The organism is Maribacter sp. UBA3344 (assembly GCF_002362375.1).
Lineage (GTDB): Bacteria > Bacteroidota > Bacteroidia > Flavobacteriales > Flavobacteriaceae > Maribacter > Maribacter dokdonensis.
On record NZ_DERI01000010.1, the window covers coordinates 35359 to 55770 of the forward strand.

The 20412-nt window shown below is 35.2% G+C and carries 11 protein-coding genes; 2 read left to right on the forward strand and 9 right to left on the reverse strand.

Features of this window, described 5'->3' with window-relative positions; all coding sequences use genetic code 11:
- Positions 1-357 precede the first annotated feature (357 nt).
- The gene (locus B2Z27_RS07130) at positions 358-1122 is read right to left on the reverse strand and encodes a WecB/TagA/CpsF family glycosyltransferase (RefSeq protein ID WP_286813144.1); all 765 of its coding nucleotides are present in this window, start codon (positions 1120-1122) and stop codon (positions 358-360) included.
- A 460-nt stretch (positions 1123-1582) separates the two neighbouring features.
- Here B2Z27_RS07130 and B2Z27_RS07135 point away from each other — a divergent pair, with 460 nt between their 5' ends.
- A complete protein-coding gene (locus B2Z27_RS07135; RefSeq protein ID WP_286813145.1) occupies positions 1583-3019 on the forward strand; it encodes a right-handed parallel beta-helix repeat-containing protein in 1437 nt (478 codons plus the stop codon).
- A 44-nt stretch (positions 3020-3063) separates the two neighbouring features.
- Here B2Z27_RS07135 and B2Z27_RS07140 read toward each other — a convergent pair whose 3' ends face one another.
- The 8 genes from B2Z27_RS07140 to B2Z27_RS07175 form a co-directional block, all read right to left on the reverse strand.
- Positions 3064-3999 (reverse strand): nucleotide-diphospho-sugar transferase, encoded by a 936-nt coding sequence (locus tag B2Z27_RS07140; protein ID WP_286813146.1) that lies wholly within the window; start codon positions 3997-3999, stop codon positions 3064-3066.
- Positions 3996-4886: a glycosyltransferase family 2 protein gene (locus B2Z27_RS07145; protein WP_286813147.1), complete on the reverse strand. Its 891-nt coding sequence runs from the start codon at positions 4884-4886 to the stop codon at positions 3996-3998. Before B2Z27_RS07145 ends, B2Z27_RS07140 begins: the two co-directional genes overlap by 4 nt.
- Positions 4887-4905: 19 nt before the next feature.
- Positions 4906-6273, reverse strand: coding sequence for a lipopolysaccharide biosynthesis protein (locus B2Z27_RS07150; protein WP_286813148.1), 1368 nt, complete (start codon positions 6271-6273; stop codon positions 4906-4908).
- The gene (locus tag B2Z27_RS07155; RefSeq protein WP_286813149.1) at positions 6273-7196 is read right to left on the reverse strand and encodes a hypothetical protein; all 924 of its coding nucleotides are present in this window, start codon (positions 7194-7196) and stop codon (positions 6273-6275) included. The genes B2Z27_RS07150 and B2Z27_RS07155 overlap by 1 nt, the downstream gene beginning before the upstream one ends.
- A gap of 375 nt (positions 7197-7571) precedes the next feature.
- On the reverse strand, positions 7572-9890 hold the full coding sequence (locus B2Z27_RS07160) for a GumC family protein (protein WP_286813151.1): 2319 nt from the start codon (positions 9888-9890) through the stop codon (positions 7572-7574).
- 78 nt (positions 9891-9968) lie between these two features.
- Positions 9969-10757, reverse strand: coding sequence for a polysaccharide biosynthesis/export family protein (locus B2Z27_RS07165; RefSeq protein ID WP_286813153.1), 789 nt, complete (start codon positions 10755-10757; stop codon positions 9969-9971).
- A gap of 201 nt (positions 10758-10958) precedes the next feature.
- Positions 10959-11651 carry a 4'-phosphopantetheinyl transferase family protein gene (locus B2Z27_RS07170; RefSeq protein WP_286813155.1) on the reverse strand — a complete coding sequence of 231 codons (693 nt, stop codon included), beginning with the start codon at positions 11649-11651 and terminating at the stop codon, positions 10959-10961.
- Positions 11652-11690: 39 nt separating this feature from the next.
- Complete coding sequence (locus B2Z27_RS07175) at positions 11691-19058, reverse strand: non-ribosomal peptide synthetase/type I polyketide synthase (RefSeq protein ID WP_286813157.1); 7368 nt, start codon at positions 19056-19058, stop codon at positions 11691-11693.
- 479 nt (positions 19059-19537) lie between these two features.
- On the opposite strand from B2Z27_RS07175, the gene B2Z27_RS07180 reads away from it, so the two are divergent.
- Complete coding sequence (locus B2Z27_RS07180; RefSeq protein ID WP_286813159.1) at positions 19538-20395, forward strand: class I SAM-dependent methyltransferase; 858 nt, start codon at positions 19538-19540, stop codon at positions 20393-20395.
- The last annotated feature ends 17 nt before the right edge of the window (positions 20396-20412 follow it).

Here is a 20412-nt window from a genome sequence, read left to right on the forward strand (position 1 = left end):
ACTACACTGCTAATTTTTATGGGACTAAGGTTCTGTTACATTTTTCAAACATATAATTTGAAAGAATTAACCTACAGATATAACATAAATATTACGTGTAAAGTATTTGAAAGGTTGACCTAAAATCAATTTTAGTATTTAATCCAATTTTTCAACTTTCATCTATCTTTTTGTCAATAAATTAAGTTAAAATATAGATATTAAATAGCCTTTAAATATTAAATTTAGTGACCAATACTCAATTAAAAAGATGAAGTGTATATAAAAACAAGCAAATAAAACTTGACCTATTGATTAAGGATAATAGGTTTATAGGTATGTGAAATTTAAATGACTATTAAATTAGCCGTTATGTTACTAATTTATAGTAGCGGTCATTTCTTCTCTTGCAGAAAACTTCGCCCTTACCAAATGTACTGCATAGACCACACCATAATAAAGATACCGTTTAGACATTCGCCTGGGTTCTTTTACTAAACGCCCCAACCATTCTAAGCCTAAATCTCTCCATACTTTGCTTGGCCTTTCTACAGTACCCGCATAAAAATCAAAAACAGCACCAATACAGCATATAATCTTGGCATTAAGGAGATTTTTATGTGCATGGCTCCATTTCTCTTGTTTTGGAGCGGTCATACCTACAAAAAGCACATCAGGATTAAAACTATTAACCGCCTGGATCATATTTAGATTCTCTTCTTCAGTAAACTGTTGTTTAAAAGGTGGCGCATAACTAGCAAATCTAATATTTGGATATTCACCCTTTAAACGAGACTCTATTTTAGCCAAGGTATCACTGCTTGCCCCTAAGTAAAAACAAGATCCATGGTTTTCATTTAATCGTTTTAATTGATACTCATGAAAATCTGCTCCTGCTATTTTTTTTATGGAAGCACCATTCAACCATTTTGCAGCTAATGTTATGCCAACACCATCAGGCAGAATAACATCACTACCCAACAACGCTTTTTTAAATTCAGCATCTTCTTCAGCTATACAATAAGAATATTGATTGATTGTACTTACCAATAGTTTAGATTTTAATGGTAAATTATCAAGTGAAGATTTGTAAATAGGATAACCAAGGCATAACACCTTTGAGTCAACTTCAGTAAGCATCATAAATTTCTAAAAAAGCCCTAATTATAATTTTGTTCTCCCTAAACATGTACGCAATATTCGCATCAATCTTCAACAACAATTATAACTATATCGGGGGTTAATGGTTGTTCAGACAAATATATTTATTTGACATGCAACCACAGATTACTTCTGTTAACGTGTAGAAAATTATAGTTATAGCGCAGCTTAAAGCATATAGTCTTATACTACCAGAAAGATTAACAGCTTAGATTGTGGTGTTATTCTTACAAGTATTGTGAGCCAGTGAACAGTAGAAATTTTTAACTTTTATTAAACGCGCTGAGGACTGCATTTTCCATTTTAAAATTTATCTTAGCATTCATAACCAATTAAGCATTAACACATAAGGGACTCTAAATTTTTATTCTGCTTATATTTCCCCCAAATCATATTCTGAATAACAATTTTACAAGACCAAATTGCTCTTATAGAAATTTTAATGGCTTTCAATTATAAAGACATTAATGAATACTTAAGAATTATGATAAGACCTACTTCATTAAAAAACACATTGTTCTTTTTTACAACCCTCCTAGTATTTACATGTCTATTTGAATCTTGTGCCTCTGAAAAAGACCATGTAGAAGATGGGAATACCACGCATGAACAATCAGAAGAGCCCAAAATCATCACTTTTAGTTTTTTAACTACAGACAATAATAGCTTAACCTCCAATATTGCTGCAACCCTTGATGAAGAAACAAAAACTATCTACGTTGAGCTTGATCCATTAGTGTTAAACATAGACCAACTAATACCTACCGTTACCTTATCTTCTGGATCTACGGTTAGCCCAATATCAAAATCTGAACAAGATTTTAGCCATGAAGTTACCTATACGGTTACTGCAGAAAACGGCACAACAACTGTTTATAAAGTTGTACCGAGTATCATAGGGAATATTTGTACTTCTAATCTAGTAGATTCCGGTCCTATTGTAGTAAGTACGAACAACCAACGCATAGAAAACCTTTATATTAGAACAACTGACCAACATGGTATTGAGATCAACAACCATACAGGTGTGGTAATCTCTAATTGTATTATTGAATACACCGGGGCTTACATGGGAATAAAGTTCACCAGTGCCGATAACCTGACCATAAAAAACTGTTATATAAAATATACCAATGCGCCATCTAGCGGTCCATTAGCGGATTCTGAAAGAAACTGTATTGAAGGTATAGGTTCGCAAAATATTGTAATTGCCAATGTAAAATTAGAGGACGGGTCAACGGGTATACGATTAAACCAATGTGATGATTCGGTTTTAAGATATATTGAAGGTCATAATATGAGAGGTCCTTTCCCTAGGGGACAATTAGTACAATACGATAAATGCGCCGGTGGGCTTTTAGAGAATTTCTCCGTGATCAATGATCGTGATGTGGCTTGGACAGAAGACAATATAAGTATCTACAAAAGTGGCGGGCAACAGATCAAAAAAGGATTGATCGTTGGCAATAACAGTCCTACTGGTGTTGGTGTGTTATTTGAAGATCAAAATACCGAAGGTGCAAGGGGTGGTTACGGCGGACTTGTAGAAGATGTAGATTTTTTGGAAATGGGTAACGGTGTGGTCTCTTCTGTAGAAGGCTCTAAAAATGTGAGTTTTACAAGAATACGTGCCAAACAGATTATTTGTGGCGATTTAGGACAAAACAGGGGAAAATCTACCTCTAACTCATTAATATTCGGTGCTTTTGGCACTACGGCCAATACCGGAGGAAATAGTATAAATGATTGTATCGTGTACAATTCCTGTAACCCTACCAATATTGTTTGGCCAGAGCACAATTTTGATGTTATTGACTATAGAACAGATATTGATTTTGAACCTAGAAACCCTATTGTGCTTAATTTCAACTGTGATTAAGGTGGTAATGGCAATTAGATATTTTCAAGGAAAATACCACTACATTACCCTTCAGTAGCATACCCGGGAATTCTTAGAAAGCCCAGTATTTTTCTGCGTACTATAGTGTCTTTAAAGAAATATTTAAAATACCTTCTATCTGCCTTTATATCCCTAATAATAAACTTAGGATGCACTAACGGAAAATCTATTTCCTGTGCTTCATTATATTGCCGTGCATCATTGGCACTAACGGTATGTGTAGCATCTTCACCAAACCCAACATTTTTAATCATATTTTGGTTTGGTATTATTGACAAGCCAGAGTTGACCAGTTTTGTATAGTCCCACTGATAGTCCCACCAAGAGACTTCTTTAGCATTGATCGTTTTTTCTATTTTACTAAGTCGATATTTCTTTTCGATGATGTTTGAAAAGTAGTTGTCAAAATAGCCTTTCTTCTTTAGTTCTGGAAAGCTTGAACATTCATAATCATAGTTTTTCCAGGCTCTTCGCCAACTTGCCCAACCCCACTCATGACTAAAATAAGAGAAGTAATACGAATAATCTGAATCTGAGATATACCCATTCTGAAAGTTAGAGCCCCCAATATGCATAATCTGGTTATTGTCTCTATATCTTTCCAATAATTCTGAACAAAACTTGAAAAAACTCAAAGACGGCAGGCAGTCATCTTCTAGAATAATACCTTCTTCCTCATTTTCAAAAAACCAATCTATAGCAGTTTTAGGTCCTAATCCACAACCTACATTTTCTTCCCTGAACAGCGTTTTAACTTCACAATCCCAATCTACTAAATCTACAATAGCCCTAGTTTCTTTGCATTTTTGATCATCCTTACCATTTTTACGTGGACCATCTGCCGCAACATAAAGTTTTGCTGGCTGGGCTTTCCGTATCATTTCAAAAACCCTTTTTGCCTGTTCTGGCCTATTAAAAATGATAAATAGTACCGGTGCTTGTGCTGTTGCTGTTTTCATTTTAAATAGTCTTCATTTTTAAACAATTGCCAAATGATGGGAAATAAGGTTTTACCCCACAACAGTAAGAATGCCTGTGGTAGGTGAAACGGAAAATGCACCTTAATAAACTTTAAATATTCTTTATACGATAAGCCTGTAGGGCTATATAAATATGCTATTCTCTGTTTTAAATTACTTTTTTGACTTAACCAATTTACCCCATGATCATTTTTACAGTAACCACAATAAGCACTGGCAACATAGGTGAAAATACCATTATCCAAAGCTTTTAAGGTGTAATCAAAATCTGCAATACCGTGCGTATAGGTTTCCGTTAAAGAACCGATAACCTCGTAGACTTCATTAGGTACCAGCATGATATTGGCATTGCCCATTTCGCACTTCTGCGGAAATTTATCATTAGGCAATACCATTTTACTCTTAAAAGATAGTTTGTTTAAAATTTTATGTCCGCCATAAGAAACCTTCTTAGTATCTGGATCTAAGGTAGGACCCACGATGATACTTTTAGGTTCGTTTACCTCTTCTAAGTCACTTAACAGCCTGGTAAGCGTATCTTTAAAAACAATGGTATCATCATTTAAGAGTAAATAATAATCTGAATGCCTGTCATTATCACGAGCCGCTTTCCAAGCCGTACGCATGCCGCCTGCCCAAAATAAACTACCTGATCCCTGTATGATATGAAGGTTTTTAAAATTACCCTGAAGGTATTCCGTAGTACCATCTGTACTACCATCATCTACCAGGTAGATTTTTAAATAGTAACTATCATCATCTAAATCACAGTTTAAAAGCGCCTCTAAACAGCTATACGTTTTCATCTTACGATTATGGCACGTAAGTAAAACCGTTATTAATTTCTTTTCTTTAGTTGACATCATCTCTAAACTTTTTCAACTGTTAAGCTGGTAACTTTCTGTTTTTTCTCATTTCTACATACACTTGGTACGGTGCAACAATTAACCCATTGACATTGGTTACCACAATTGCCATACAGATACCAAAAATTCCATAACCCATTTCTACCGATAGGAAATAAGCTATTGGTACAAAAAATAGGATTACAAAAATGGAAATATAGAATTGTAAATTGACCTTACCCATGCCGTTCAACACACTTATAAATATTTCTGAAAAGCAATTAGACAGCACTATTAAAACAACACCCAATGAGGTTATGAACGGTATGGTTATAATATCACCGATCCATAAGTTATAGATGGTAGGCGCCAATAATAATCCAATGATACATCCTACGGCAATAACGCTCCATATGAGCAATAGCTTTTTTATCAATTTTTTAATCCACGTATAATCATTGTTTACCTGGGCATTGGTAACAGAACTCCACACCGGACTCAATATGATACCAAATATTAAAGAAGCAACGCTAAAAAGCTTAAAAGCTATATTGAACTCGGTTACCTTTTCTGGTCTAAAGTATTTACTGATCAAAAAATTACTGGTTTGAAACTGCACCATATAGGCAATGTTCAAAAAGAAAAATTTGATCCCTAGAGAAAAAATCGACCCTAAGGTATCTACCGTAGGTTTTTCTATTTTCTGTATTAAATCCGGTCTTTGTACTACAAAGAAATATGCGGTAAAAAGAAATATAGAAAGTACGTTACTACCCATGACCACAAAACCTAAATTAAATAAGGAAGGCTCAGAAAATTCCCTTAAATACAGAATACCAATTAAGCCAAGCACATTGCCCAATAAGATAGTTCTCGCAATCATTGCAGGCTTTTGCAGGGCAAATTGGATAGGGTTATATATTTGAAAAATAAACTGTAAGCTAAAAAAGGATATTAAAAGAAAAACCAACTGTTGCAGTTCTGAACGGTATGACGCATCTACTCCTAAAAATTCATCCCATTTTATCTGGTCTGTAAATATGACATTTAAGATAAATATGATGGTAGAGATCAATATTAATACGGCTGCAGTGGTATGAACCAGTTTTCGCTGCTCTTTGATATCATCCAGAGCTACGGCTTCTGAAAATTTATTGCGTAGACCGTTACCAAAACCAATATCCAACAAGGTAAACCATGTTAGCACAGAACTAAGCGTTAACCAAATACCGTATCGTTCAGCGTTGACAAAATTTATAACCAAAGGAACAAACAAAAAGTTTATAGCCGTACCCAAGCCTCTTAATATCAATGAAGAAAAAACATTCTTAATCAACAGATTAGTCCTAGAATTTCCTTGAAAATAAGACTGTATGATTACCTTAATGGAGTTAAACCTTTTGATCATTATATAGTGTTAGGTCTTTTTAATGGTAGGTACTTTGACCTATAATCAAATGACAAAGCTGTAAAATCTTGTTTTTTAAATGTGGGCAAAAATATAAATATGACACAAATAGGTAGCATTAGTATGGGTTCACCAAAACTTAATATCAGTAAAATTAATATGGAATAACATACGTATTCGGTTTTTCTTAAATACGCCCGGCATAATTTACCATATCTATAGAGTAAAACCATAAGCCCAAGTAAACCGAACTTAGTTATAAAGTCCATAATACCATTAGAGATATTAACATTAAACTCATTAATATAGTACTCATCATATTGATTACTGACCCCTAAAAAAAGTTTCCAGTTAAACTGTTCGTAAAGAAAAATTACACTTGCAAAACGGTTTAAGGGTATTTGCCTTTCTACATCTTCATAATAGACAGATAATTGCTCCAGCTCTTTTAAATCACGTATATCTTGCTCATAAATCTCAACCACCTTCTCCCCTAAAAAAGGTACGTTGGGTATAGCCAATGCAAATATGACCGCAAAAATTATGATGGTAATCTTACTGCCCCTGCTCAATACACGATACCGAAGAAAATACAATATAAACGCACCTAAATATGCCGTGGTAGATACCGTTGTTAAAATGGCCAAGGTAATTATCAATGCCTCTTTGTTCAGTTTAAAATCATTGATTAAAAAATTGAACATTAATGCCAACGTCAAAAACGAACCAAAAGCGCCAGGCTCCCAACAAAATCCGGAATTTCTATAGTAATGGATAGTATCGTAGGTAAATATTAAAAAATTGGTATACCGTAAGGAAAACGTTTCTACAGTAATGCTTTCAAATGCTTTGCCAATAGCCTTTACTATTGCTCCATCTTGATAAAATTGAAGAACATAAAAAACTATAGATATAAGTGCCAAATGAGAAATAACTTTTATCAAATAATAAAGTGCCCTTTCCTTGAGTATTAAACAGAATAAATAGGATGTTAATACAAATTTGAAAAAGTAAAATACATCACTCTTGAAATAATCTGTAGGTAACTGGTTTAATTTGAATCTAAATAAAATATAGATGAAATAAATTACACTACTTAGTATAAAAAACTGAACATCTTTCTTCTTAATTCTATTAAAACTAAGGGCTATTACTATCATAAACACCTCAAAACCAAACCATGCTAAATTAGACTTAACTAAGAAATTGGCTTTAGAAGCAAATATTAAAAAAAACAAAGTGACAATGTAATATATATTCATTTCCGTTTTGTCTTGTGCAAATAATAATAGATGAAACTATTTAATAAAACCTACATCGTTAAAAACAACCATAGGGTTTTTAAACTTCTTATTGCGCTTAGCTTCTTCCAAGATTTCCAAATCATCTAAATGGGTGTAGTACTCACGAACCATAAAAACACAACAATCCGAATATTTAGAAAGGGCAAGCGTATCTGCCAATGTGCCAATTGGGGCGGAGTCTATGACAATATAATCGAAGTCATTTCTTAACTGCTCCATAAACTGAACCATTTGCACCGAATTAAAAGATTCCAATCCGTCTACTTTTTCGGAACCCAACCCTATGGCAAACAAATTGTCATTGTTATTTACCGGCACCAACAAGTCGTTGATTGTAATAGTACGTGTACCTGGTGATAGGTAATTTGAAATACCAATTTCTGAATTAGCAGCTCCCAATGCCCCCATTAATTCTGGATTGTGCTTATCTAATTCTAAAATCACGACTTTAGAGTTTGAAGAAGCCAGTGCCACCCCAATATTTGAAGAAAAGAAAGTTTTTCCCTCCCCCTCTTGGGCAGAAGTAACCAAAATAGTTTGCATCTTCTTTTTAGGTAGATGAAAACTCATATTCATACGCATCATTCTAAAATCTTGAGCCAATCTACTACTCTCCTCTCCCTTTTCAATAAGATTTTTACCTGATGCATTATGTGTTATTTCACCTATTAAAGGCACACTAATTCTTTTCTGAACATCTTTCTTATCGGCAACTTTAGTATTTAATCCATCCTTTAAATGAACAATACCTACAGGAACGGCAAGACCCAATAACAGGGATACCAACATGAAAAGTTTTTTACTGGGAGATTTTGACTCAAAATCAGTAATAGCCTTATCGATTACGGTAAAGTTATCTTGCCTAACACCAACCATTAAAACAGCCTCTTCCCTCTTTTGTAATAAGTACAAAAACAAGTTTTCCTTAATACCCTGCTCTCTACTAATTTCCAATAATTGCCTTTGCATAGATGGTATTCTTTGCTTTTTGGCTGCAAATTGACTGGACCTACTTCTAATACTACCTATAGTACTTCTTAAACTTTGCCTAGATGTAGAAAGGCTACCAAGAATATTCCCTTTCAGCTGCTGTAACTGATCCCTAATATCAATCATACGCGGGTTGTTCTCAGGAACCGTTCTTTGTAGACTTTTGCGCTCTATCTGTAATCTATTATAATTATCTATTAAATACACCAGATTAGGGCTTGATACACTTAAAGAATTTAAAGTAGATTCATTATCCCCATTTCTTAAATTACGGTCTATAGCACTTAAAACTTTTAGTTCTATTTCAGCTTCGGTCAGTTTTCTACTATAATCTATTTCTTGCTCAGAAAATGAATTTGCATCGAACTCTACATTAGCCAGTTCATTTTCCGTTTTGAACTGGGCAACATTTTTTTCTACTTCACTAAGCTCTACAGATAATGCATTTAAACGTTCATCAATAAACTTTACGTTATTTAAGGCCATGGCATTTTTCTCTTGATATGCCTTTATACCATATATCTCAACCAATGTATTTATGATATCCTCGCCTTTCTGAGGATTTTGCTCTTTTAAAACAATGTTGATAACAGAAGCATCTTTATTGATTACATACACACTCAATGCTTTTTTCACATAATCATGTGCCATCTCATCTATATCCCTAAATTCCAGTAAAAATTCAGTACTCTTTACGTTGGACTTTTCATTGGGCACAATCTTAAAAGTTCCATAGGGTTTTTCAATTTTGTAACCATAATTATATCTATTATAGCCATAACTTGAGCTAATAGAATTTGCTGCATCTAAGTCACCTTCAAAATCTTCCGATATACTAAAACTATCTTTTCCTTCTAACTTAATTTTAATAGAAGTATCATAAGCCGATGGATATAAGGTGTCTACAACAATTTTAAACGGCAACTCTGAACCATATAGTTCCGTTTCAGAAAAAGTCTCTGGAGTACTAACTTTACATTGCAAGGACAAACTATCTAAAACAGAACGCATTAAATGCACAGAAGTCAACACCTCAATTTCATTGTTAACCCGCTCTGAGTTACTAAATGGATTATTGCTGACCATGTTATTACCAGAGGCATCTATATTAGAGGTTTCATTTTTCAATAAAATTTTACTAGAAACTTCATATGAAGTATTTATAAACTGCAGGGCAAGAGCCGCCAAGCCAATAAAAATCAGAAGAAACAATAGAAATAGTTTCCATGATTTCAGGTATTTGCTCAACAATGCCTTTACATCAAAATTTTCTTCATTATTAGAAGAAGATAGCCTTGAGTCAAAATATTCCTTTTCAGTCATTGTATTCAATTTATCGGGATAAATAAGCCTGACTATGAACAGTCCTTAGCTTAAGAATTTTTTAATTGTATGGATTGATTAAAAGCTGGCAATAGAAATTACCGCCAATGACAACGAACCTAATATTACCGAGAACCATTGCGTAGCATTAGAAGTATTTCTAACCTTTCTATCATTTGGTTGCACGTAAACAATATCATTTGGTCGTAGGTAATAGTTTGGTGAAGTAAATAATTCATCTGAAGTAAGATCTATTCTTCTAGTACTTTTAATACCGTCTTCCTCACTTATTAATAATACATTATTTCTTTGGGCATATATTGTCATGTCACCCGCCATACCCAAAGCTTCTAGAAGTGTAACTTTTTCATTTGGTATGGTAAAAACCGCTGGTTGATTTACTTCTCCTAAAACAGAAACTTTAAAGTTCATAAAGCGTATATCAACTATTGGCTCCATCAACAATCTTTTAGATATCAACTCTTCTCTTATATATTCTCTCAGTTCTTTCTTTGTAAGACCGGCTACCGCTATCTTACCCAAAACCGGGAATCTTATAAATCCATCTTGATCGATCAAATAACCAGGAGTTTGTATACCGCCTACGTTATTGGCAATATTGAACATCTCGGTTACCTCAGCATTTAAACTGGTAATATTGATACTCAACAAATCATTCTTTTGTAAAATGGGCTCTAAGGGCTCATAATATGATGCAAATGTATTATTACCTACCTCATTGAAATAAGATGATTTTTTAGCGCTACCACACGATGTCAATTGCAATGCTACAATAAGCAACATTGAAATTTTCAGCAAATAAGATTTAGTGTTGTGAAAGTTAATTGGGGAAATACTAGTTTTCATAAATTAATTGTTTGCAGCTTATAGTTACTGTAAATGGTGAACATCAAAATTAATTGAAAGAGAAAATTGAACGACATTAATTCCGACATCCTAGTTTATATAATCGTCGTAATTAAGATAACAGGGCATTTTACTCTTTGTTAGTAGAAAAATTTAAAAAAAATTAGGCACTTCATCGTATTTACATGGTCTTACAACAATTCACCGAATAGTTTTGAAGAAATTGGAACCCATAAAATCCGCTATTTTTTCTGGGCTTACATGTGTAATCTCCGTACTGGAAAATTCATTTAAATGCTGTGTAGCAATATGGCATTTATATTCTGCAGTAAGATCTATTTCTTCTAAGTAAAATACTTCTTCACCTATTGTAGATGATCCGTCAATAATTTCAATAGAATCCAAAGCTACATTCAAACCGGTTCCATAAGCTTTTAAAACTGCTTCCTTCTGTGTCCAAAATTCAAAAAACTTTTCTTGCACATGTAAAGAACCAACCATATTGTCATATTCCGACTTTGAGAATTGTAATCTAAAATCATTTATTTCTACATTACTTATTTTCTCTACATCTACACCTATACCTCCATGAGACGTAAATGCACAAACTATAAAATCATTTGAATGGGAAATGTTAAACTGAACCTCAGAATTTTCTAAAAAAGGTCGTTTATCTTTAGAATATTCAATGGCAATATCATCAACATTAATGTTATAGAATTTTTGTAAACCATATGCCAACAACAGTCTGCCTAAAATAGTAGACTTAGCATCTTGCCATCTTTTATATTTCGAATATTTAAGCACAAATTCTTCAGAAAATTTCTCTTGTGCCTGAGCAAAGAAAATTTCATTGTCAATAGGTGTTAAGCTAGTAAATAAAAGATGTGTCATCTAAACAGGTAAACAATATTCCTAAACCATTCTATATCTCTAAATATCAATTTTTAAATAGCCATTTTCTTTTGTGGCATCTGCTACGTACCATGCTGGCTGCCCATTCTCATCTCTACCTAAACGAGCACCTGGCACAGGTGGTGTGTTCAATCTCTCAAAAGAATTTTGCATTGTAACGGCATGCCCATTGGTTTCCTTTTTTAATATCCCAACAGTTACCAATTCATCAATGGCATCTAAAAGTGTTTTCTTCAAAAAGTCCACATCCTCATTGGTATATGCCGTTGTTAAAAAGCAAGGGAAGCCATCCCAAATATGTATCCCTTTCTCGCGCATTATTACAAACAGTAATTCTGAATACGGAATTTCTTTCTTAAACTTTATCCTCCATAAAGACCCAAAATAATTGATCTCTAATGGTAGACCGTTTTTACCAAAATTTTCATTTAAACTAACCACCATTTGTTCAGTCATGGCAGAAACATTTGCCTGCAAACTTGGTCCTTGTTCTTTCATATGGAGCAAAGCCGCCTTCGCAGAGGCTAATGCCAAAGGATGGCGAACAAAAGTACCGGCAAAATAAGTAACCCCAACTTCTGGGTAAGAATCATCTCCATACTGCCAAAAGCCGCCATCAAGTGCATCCATATATTCTTTTTTACCCAATATGGCACCGATGGATACACCACCACCTATGACCTTACCATAGGTTGCAATATCCGCCTTAACGTCAAAAAGGGCCTGGGCACCACCCGGATGCATTCTAAAACCGGTAATAACCTCATCAAAAATAAATGGTATTTCTTCGGCTGCAGTTATTTCCCTTACTTGCTTTATAAATTCTATGGGTTGAAATTCCGGTCTACGGCTCTGTACCGGTTCTACAAGAACAGCCGCCACTTCATGTGCTCTATCTTTAATAATCTGCAAGCTTTCCTCAGTACCGTAATCAAGGATCAACATATTTTGAACGGCTTCTGGCAATATTCCTGCTGCAGCCGGAAAAGTTTTCTTTTTCTGGGTTCCCCTTACGATACCCTCATCATTAATTCCGTGGTAAGACCCCGTAAAAGCAATAATAAGCGAACGCCCGGTTACGGTACGTGCAATCCTCATGGCACCCAATACAGCTTCTGACCCTGTATTACATAAAGCAGCCCTGTCATGACCTGTAAACTCTAAAAGTAAATCACAGACTTCACCAGCCAACGGATGTTGCGGCCCAACCTCATATCCTAGATCCACTTGTTTGTGCATGGCCTCTTTAATAAAATCTGGCTGGTACCCAAAGAAACACGAACCAAACCCGTTCAAAGCATCTATATACTGGTTGCCGTCTAGGTCCCAAAGTCTATTTCCCTGAGATTTACCGATCACTATGGGGTATACCAAATCTTTGGTCAACGGTTTAAAACCCGACACCACTCTTGGATCTGCCATTTTTGCCCTGTGATTCTGAGCATAATTTTTACTGCCAATGGTTTTCTTGTTATATCTAGCAGTCAATTCATTTAAGTATTGAGACTGAGCTTGATCTAAACCGGTTGTTTGCTTTTCTATTCTTGGTGAAGCACCAAACGGTTTTTTATGTTCTTGTTTTTCCTGTTCCGTACGTATATCCATACTACTTGCACCATTGTCCTTTTCTGGTTGTTGAGGAGCACTTGGCGCAACACTTGGTTGTACAGTAGCTACCGATCCACCTTGTAAAAGCTGTAATTGCTTGCTAAGCAGTTGAAGTTGCTCCCCAATTAGACCAATAGCCGTTTGATTACCAGCGGCCTTAACATATTGGGCTGTATTATTTTCTTGAACCTGATGTACGGCAACAGTAGGCTGTTGAACTACTTGTGGTTGGGGCTTTAGAATTTCTTCAGGTAAATTAGCATCTAAATAGCTTGCTAAAAGTTCTGGTGTATTAATATCCTCATTAAGCTGTCTAAATGTAATTGGAATTTTAAATTCTCTCTTACAAGTAATAGCCATTTGAGTAAGGATAAGGGAATCTAACCCTAGCTCTAAAAAGCTTAGATTTTTGTCATTGGCTTCAATTTCAATACCATAATTGTTTGAAACTAACTCCGAAATTTTATTTAAAATGGTCACGTTTCTCATTGGTGTAACGCTTTTTGGTTTTTCTGTTAAGGTCTGTATTGTAGGGTTGGTATGAACACTAGTCCTTTCAATTTTTGGTTGAGTAACTATAGGGTCTATCCAACATGGTTTTCGGTCAAACACATAGGTAGGCAATCTTAATCTATGTCTGCCCTGTTTGTCATAAAAACTAGTCCAATCTATGGTTATACCCGTTAACCATAATTGTCCTAAGGCATTAAGCACTCCGTGGTAATTATTTTCATTGGTTTTAGGAACCGGTAATGAAGCTATAGATTTTATTTTTCTAGCTTCTTTGTTTTGACGGCTTAGCGTTGTAAGTGTATTTCCCGGACCAACTTCTAACAATACCACATCTTCTAATTTAACTATGGTATCCATAGCATCGGAGAATTTCACGGTATCTCGTAAATGATTGGTCCAATATACAGGGTCTACAGCCTCCTCATTGGTCAGCCAAGTACCTGTTACGGTAGATACTATGGGTATCTGTGGAATCTTTAAATCGATATTTTCAACAATAGCGCCGAACTCCTCTAAAATAGGGTTCATCATTGCGGAATGAAAAGCATGGCTTGTAGCTATTAATCTATAAGGCAAATTTTCTTCCTTAAGTACCTCTGCAAATTTTTCAATTTCATTATCCTCACCAGAAACTACACAAAGTTTATGGGAATTAACAGCGGCTACAGATAAGGTTTTTGGCAATATTTTATGGAGCGATTCTTCATCTATACGAACGGTGAGCATACTACCTTTAGGAAGTGTACTTACCAAAATACCCCTCAAGGAAACCAATTTTAATGCATCTTCCAAGCTAAAAATGCCAGCCAGATGAGCCCCAACGAACTCCCCTAAACTATGACCGCAAATTACGGTAGGTTGAATTCCCCAACTGATCCATAATTGAGATAGTGCATATTCTATGGTAAACAACGCCGGTTGTGTAAACCGTGTATCGCGAAGATTATTTTCCGCTTCCTCATTTAAAGATTCCGGGAAAATTATTTTTCTGATATCCAACTTTAGGGTATCCAGCAACAAGTTGGCACATTTATCCACAGCATCTTTAAATACACCTTCGCCACTATACAGCTCCTTGCCCATGTTCAAAAACTGGGAACCTTGCCCTGGCAATAAGAATGCCACTTCATTAGGAACTGCCCTAACTACTGACGATTGTGCTGTTTTATTATCTTTATCAAACAGTACATCTGAAGCCTCTTTAGTGTTCGATGCCAATATAAACCTTCTAGTACCAAAACTAGCTTTTGTAGTACTCAGCGTATAAGCCACATCTGCTAAATCCCCCTCTTTATCAGCATCAAAATGAGCTTTCAAAGCATTTTCACAACCCTCTAAACTTGTATTCGTTTTTGCAGAAATAGGTAAAAGCTGTACCGGTCTTTGTTGCAAAGGCTCTTTTACCGTCATCTCATATTCTTCTAATACCACGTGCACATTGGTACCACCAACGCCAAAAGAACTTACCCCGGCTCTTCTAGGGCCTTCTACGTCCCATGAAGCCAAAGTATTGTTTACATAAAACGGACTATTATCAAAATCTATTACCGGGTTAGGTTTCTCATAACCTAAAGAAGGTGGTATTTGTTTATGGTTAAAGGCCAATATCGTTTTAATCAAACCAGTTACACCTGCCGCAGCGGTAAGGTGACCCATATTACTTTTCACCGAACCTAGTCCACAATAGTTTTTCTTGGATTGCTCTCCAAAGGCAAGGTTGAGTCCGTCCATCTCAATAGGATCCCCTAAAGGCGTGGCCGTACCATGAGCCTCTACATAGCTAATGGTTGCAGGTGAAATACCGGCATCATTAATAGCGCTCCTAATAGCGTTGGCCTGCCCTTCTGCGCTAGGAGCCGTAAAGCTACCCTTGCCACCGCCATCATTGTTAATACCTACACCCTTAATTACACCATATATAAAATCCCCATCTTTTTTAGCTTCCTCCAAATCCTTTAAAACAACCACTCCTGCACCATCGCTGAACACGGTTCCTTTTGCTTGAGAATCAAATGGCCTACAATGACCGTCTGTACTGAGCATTGATCCTTCTTGATACAAATGACCACTATTAATTGGTGCCGTTATACTAGAGCCCCCAGCGAGAGCAACCTCACAATATCCATTTCTAATAGCTTCGACCGCTTCGGCTATAGCCAGCAAAGATGTGGAGCATGCGGATTGTACACTTACCGCCGGACCTTTTAAATCTAAATGATAAGCCGTTCTTGATGATATATAGTCCTTTTCATTTTCCGTATCCAGTTGTAGCTGACCAACGGACTCTATCAATTCATGGTTCGGTAAAATGTTCTTTTGATAATACGTATTGGTACCCGTACCGGCATAGACCCCAACCCTACCGTTATAATGTTCCGGAAGATGACCAGACTCTTCAAGTGCTTCCCATGCAAGCTCTAAAAACAAACGTTGCTGAGGATCCATGGCCGCCGCATGTTTAGGCGTTAAGCCAAAGAAACGCGCATCGAACATTTTAACAGAAGGCACTACACCTCTTGCAGCTACGTACAAGCTATCATTTCTTAAGGTTTCAGGAATACTTTGATCCAATTCTTCTTTGGTAAAAAATGAAATAGTTTCCTTTCCATTTTTTAAGACCTCCCAAAATTCATCAATATTCTTAGCGCCGGGAAATCTGCCCGTCATACCAATAACGGCAACATCCTTAGATGAAGCATTATTTTTCTCTTTTCGCTTATTGGATAATATAGCTGATTCTTTGTCGCCCTCTATAAAATTCACAAGTGCGGCAATGGTCGTATGTTGATACAGCTTGGTTACCGGAATTCTCTTGTTCAGGGTTTTCATAATGGCATTTACGACTTTTTGTGCCATAAGCGAGGTACCGCCCATTTCAAAAAAGTTATCATCAACACCAATACCCGAAAGTTTTAATTCCTTTTCCCAAATAGCAGCTATACTCTTCTCTACCTTGGTACGTGGTTTTTTAAAGATCACATCTGAATTTGACCTTAGATACCCAGGAGCCGGTAGCTTTTCCTTATCAATTTTCCCATTAGAGTTTGTAGAAAACTCATCTACCCACATTAAAAAAGTGGGGACCATAAATTCTGGTAACTTATTGACAAGCGCTAGTCTAATACCGGTCATTTCAGGTTTCTCACCAACAGCCTGCATATATGCTACCAATCTGGTTTCACCTTCCTCATTTGTATTTGGCAACACCACAGTACGTTCAATACCGTCTAAAGCATTAATGGTAGATTCTATTTCCCCTAATTCTATACGGTGTCCGCGAATTTTAACTTGATGGTCAATTCTGCCAATATACTCTAGAGTACCATTTGAAAGTCTTCTTACCAAATCTCCCGAGCGATACATTTTTTGCCCAGGTTCAAAAGGATTCGCAATAAACTTTTCACTGGTCAATTCCGATCTATTTAAATAACCTCTTGCCAATCCATGACCTGAAATGCACAGTTCACCTATAACCCCTACAGGTTGTAACTGGTTTTTGGTATTCACCACATGTGAAGTTAACGATGACACACAATTACCAATATTGGAAACATTGGTTCTTACATCCTCATCATCAATGATTTTAAATGTTGTAAATATGGTAGTTTCGGTAATACCGTAGCCGTTTACAAATTGAATACCCGGAAATTTACGGTACCATTTTTCTAAATATTTTGGAAACAATGCCTCACCACCAAAAATGACGTATCGCAATTTCAGATCGATATCACCTGAAGGTAAGCTACCCATGATATTTAAAAATGATGATGGTGTTTGGTTCAGAATGGTCACCTTTTCTTTTATGAGCAAGGACATAAATTCAAAAGGATCCTTGATCACTTCACTGGAAGGAATTATCAATTTACCCCCAAACAACAACGCTCCGTAAATCTCCCAAACGGAAAAATCAAAACAGTATGAATGGAACATGGTCCAAACATCGTTCTCATTGAAATCATAGAAAGGATCATCGTTAACAAATAAACTAACGATATTTCTATGTTCTAACATGACACCTTTAGGATTACCTGTAGTTCCTGAAGTGTAAATGATATAAATCAAGTCGTTAGGCAATAGCACTACACCTGTTAATGGGGCAGTTGTAAAACTTGCTTTAGTTGCCTTGAACTCTTCAATTGCCGCGGCATCTACCGTTATATTGCAATTGCTATCGTTTTTAATATATTCTTTGCGTTTTTCCGGGTAGTTTGGGTCAACAGGCACGTATGCGGCACCAGTTTTCATAATCCCCATCATACCAATAATTAGCCATTCACTCCTATCTAGAATCAAACATGCCAGGTCCCTTGGTTTAACCCCTTTCTTTTGAATTAAATAATTTGCAAATTGATTGGACAGCTCATCTAACTCCCTGTACGTTAATGTATGCTCCTCAAAGGCAACAGCTATACGATCTGGAGTTTTTAGAGCCTGTTCTTTAAGCAAATCAACCACGGTTTTATCCGTTGGATAGTCTACGGTAGGTGTATTGAATTCATTTAATAATATATCACGCTCCTTTTCTAGAAGAAAATCTATACTTCCTATTTCAGAAGTTGAATTTTTCATTAATGGAGAAATGATGCTCATATAATGCATCATAAACTGTTCAATAAAACTATTTTCAAATACCGCATCATTATATACGACATCTAACCTAATAGTATCAGCATTAATCTCAAGATTAATTTCCAAATTAGATTTGACATGGACTTCACCTATCCTTTTAATCTCATTGAATGTATCAATATCATTAGAGACAGAAGTATCATCAGTTTTTATAGCGTTAATGGAAAGCACGACATCTTGTAGTACATTGTGACTATTGGTATCGATTAAATTAAAATCTGCCAATAGCTCTTCAGAAGGATAAAAATTTTCTTGATTTAGCAATAACCTTTCAGTAGTGTCTTTATTTACCCTATTAAAGTTAAATTCAGCCTCAATGGTATTTCTAAATAAAGATAGATTTTGATCTAACAATAGTCCAAAAGCAATATCGTTCTGATTTGTATACCTATGAAAGAGTATAGCTAATGCCGAAATTGCAAAAGTCGTTAATTCATTAGAGGAAGAAGTATTTGATTTCAAATAACCAGACAACTGTTCAGAAAAATAAGTACGCAACAAAACCCCTTTTGAAGCGGTATCGTTTACTTTTAAATTTCTATTGGGCAAGTCAAGCAATTTTATGTCGTCTGACAATAAATTTTCCCAATAGATTTTAGCGCTACTGGAAACAGCCCCTTTATTTTTGGCATTCATATCTTACTTAATGCTATAATTATCAACTAAGTTCAAGTACTTTTCAAATTGCAAATGCCCAAAACATACTGCATGGATTATTGAATAGGTTAAAAGAAAATTGTTTTGTGCTAAAAGCTTCAACAAGCATACCTATTTTTATAAAATATTTGAATGTATCATTGAACATTATAATAGTAGTAAAATTAGTGAATCTATTGTATAAATAAGATTTCAGCTAACAGCAAGCAATGAACAATTTCAATCAAAATTAAATTACAAGTAATTGATTGTCAATTAATTAAAAAATTATACATCATCTATAACTGAAACATAAATTATTTCATTCCTATAATTTCATCGAATAAAAAAAGACGTTCTTCGATATACAATTTCACTCAAATATGACTAGGTAGATGAACTGTGTTATATTTAAGATAATCGGCGATTTCAAATAGATATATTGTTTATTTTCACAAGTAAATTACAACAAGGTTAAAATGAAAGGAAAGCTTATATATCTCATAGGTGACTTACTCATATTGTTGATGCCAAAAAAAGCTAAGAAACTTGCAAAAACCGGCATGACAATTACCGATAGAAATAAAATTACCCTGATTGAGCTTTTTATGCGCAAGTCCCTATTAAAAAAAGTAGAGGATAAATCAGACTACAACACACTATCAGAATTTCATAAGGCATATTGGAAAAACAAAGGAGATGATTTCTTTACGGCCACCGATGACTCCTTTGAAAAAAACTTCTTACCCGAATGTTCTTTTATGTTTGACCTTTTAAAGAACAAATTATCTATAGAAGAGGAAGATTTTAATACCCTAGTGGAGATTGGCACCGGCAACGGAAAAGTTTTAAATTATTTAAGCGAACAATTTCCACAAATAGACAGGTTCGTAGGTATTGACCTAAGTGAAAATCAAATAATTCGTAACCAAAAAACATACAGCAAGAACCAAAGACTTGAGTTTGTTGCCTACGATGCTTTTGATTGGGTAAACACGTATGCCAATAAGAATATGATATTTGTTACCTCTAGAGGTGTACTTGAATACTTTACCGAAAGTAAGCTCCTAGACTTTTTACAACAGATAAATAGATTAGGAAACACCATTTTTGTAGCTATTGAGCCTAATGGTGTTAACCATGACCTTAATGCTAATACCGGTTCAGAGCCATATGGGTATGAGCGTTCATTTTCCCACAATTACAAGGTACTTTTTAAGAAAGCTGGTTTTACATTATGGCATAGCTCAACAAAAGACAGCACCCTTGATCATTATTTTAGTTATATAGGTGCTGATAATTATAGTAAAAAAGCTGTAATGGTAGCCTTAAGATAGTCTGGTATGGCTATCAT

Bases quoted from the DNA above. Each gene is read 5' to 3' on its own strand.
- B2Z27_RS07165 (WP_286813153.1), bottom strand. From the start codon at position 10,757: ATGAAAACTAGTATTTCCCCAATTAACTTTCACAACACTAAATCTTAT.
- B2Z27_RS07130 (WP_286813144.1), bottom strand. From the start codon at position 1,122: ATGATGCTTACTGAAGTTGACTCAAAGGTGTTATGCCTTGGTTATCCT.
- B2Z27_RS07145 (WP_286813147.1), bottom strand. From the start codon at position 4,886: ATGATGTCAACTAAAGAAAAGAAATTAATAACGGTTTTACTTACGTGC.
- B2Z27_RS07175 (WP_286813157.1), bottom strand. From the start codon at position 19,058: ATGAATGCCAAAAATAAAGGGGCTGTTTCCAGTAGCGCTAAAATCTAT.
- B2Z27_RS07170 (WP_286813155.1), bottom strand. From the start codon at position 11,651: ATGACACATCTTTTATTTACTAGCTTAACACCTATTGACAATGAAATT.
- B2Z27_RS07160 (WP_286813151.1), bottom strand. From the start codon at position 9,890: ATGACTGAAAAGGAATATTTTGACTCAAGGCTATCTTCTTCTAATAAT.
- B2Z27_RS07135 (WP_286813145.1), top strand. From the start codon at position 1,583: ATGGCTTTCAATTATAAAGACATTAATGAATACTTAAGAATTATGATA.
- B2Z27_RS07140 (WP_286813146.1), bottom strand. From the start codon at position 3,999: ATGAAAACAGCAACAGCACAAGCACCGGTACTATTTATCATTTTTAAT.
- B2Z27_RS07150 (WP_286813148.1), bottom strand. From the start codon at position 6,273: ATGATCAAAAGGTTTAACTCCATTAAGGTAATCATACAGTCTTATTTT.
- B2Z27_RS07180 (WP_286813159.1), top strand. From the start codon at position 19,538: ATGAAAGGAAAGCTTATATATCTCATAGGTGACTTACTCATATTGTTG.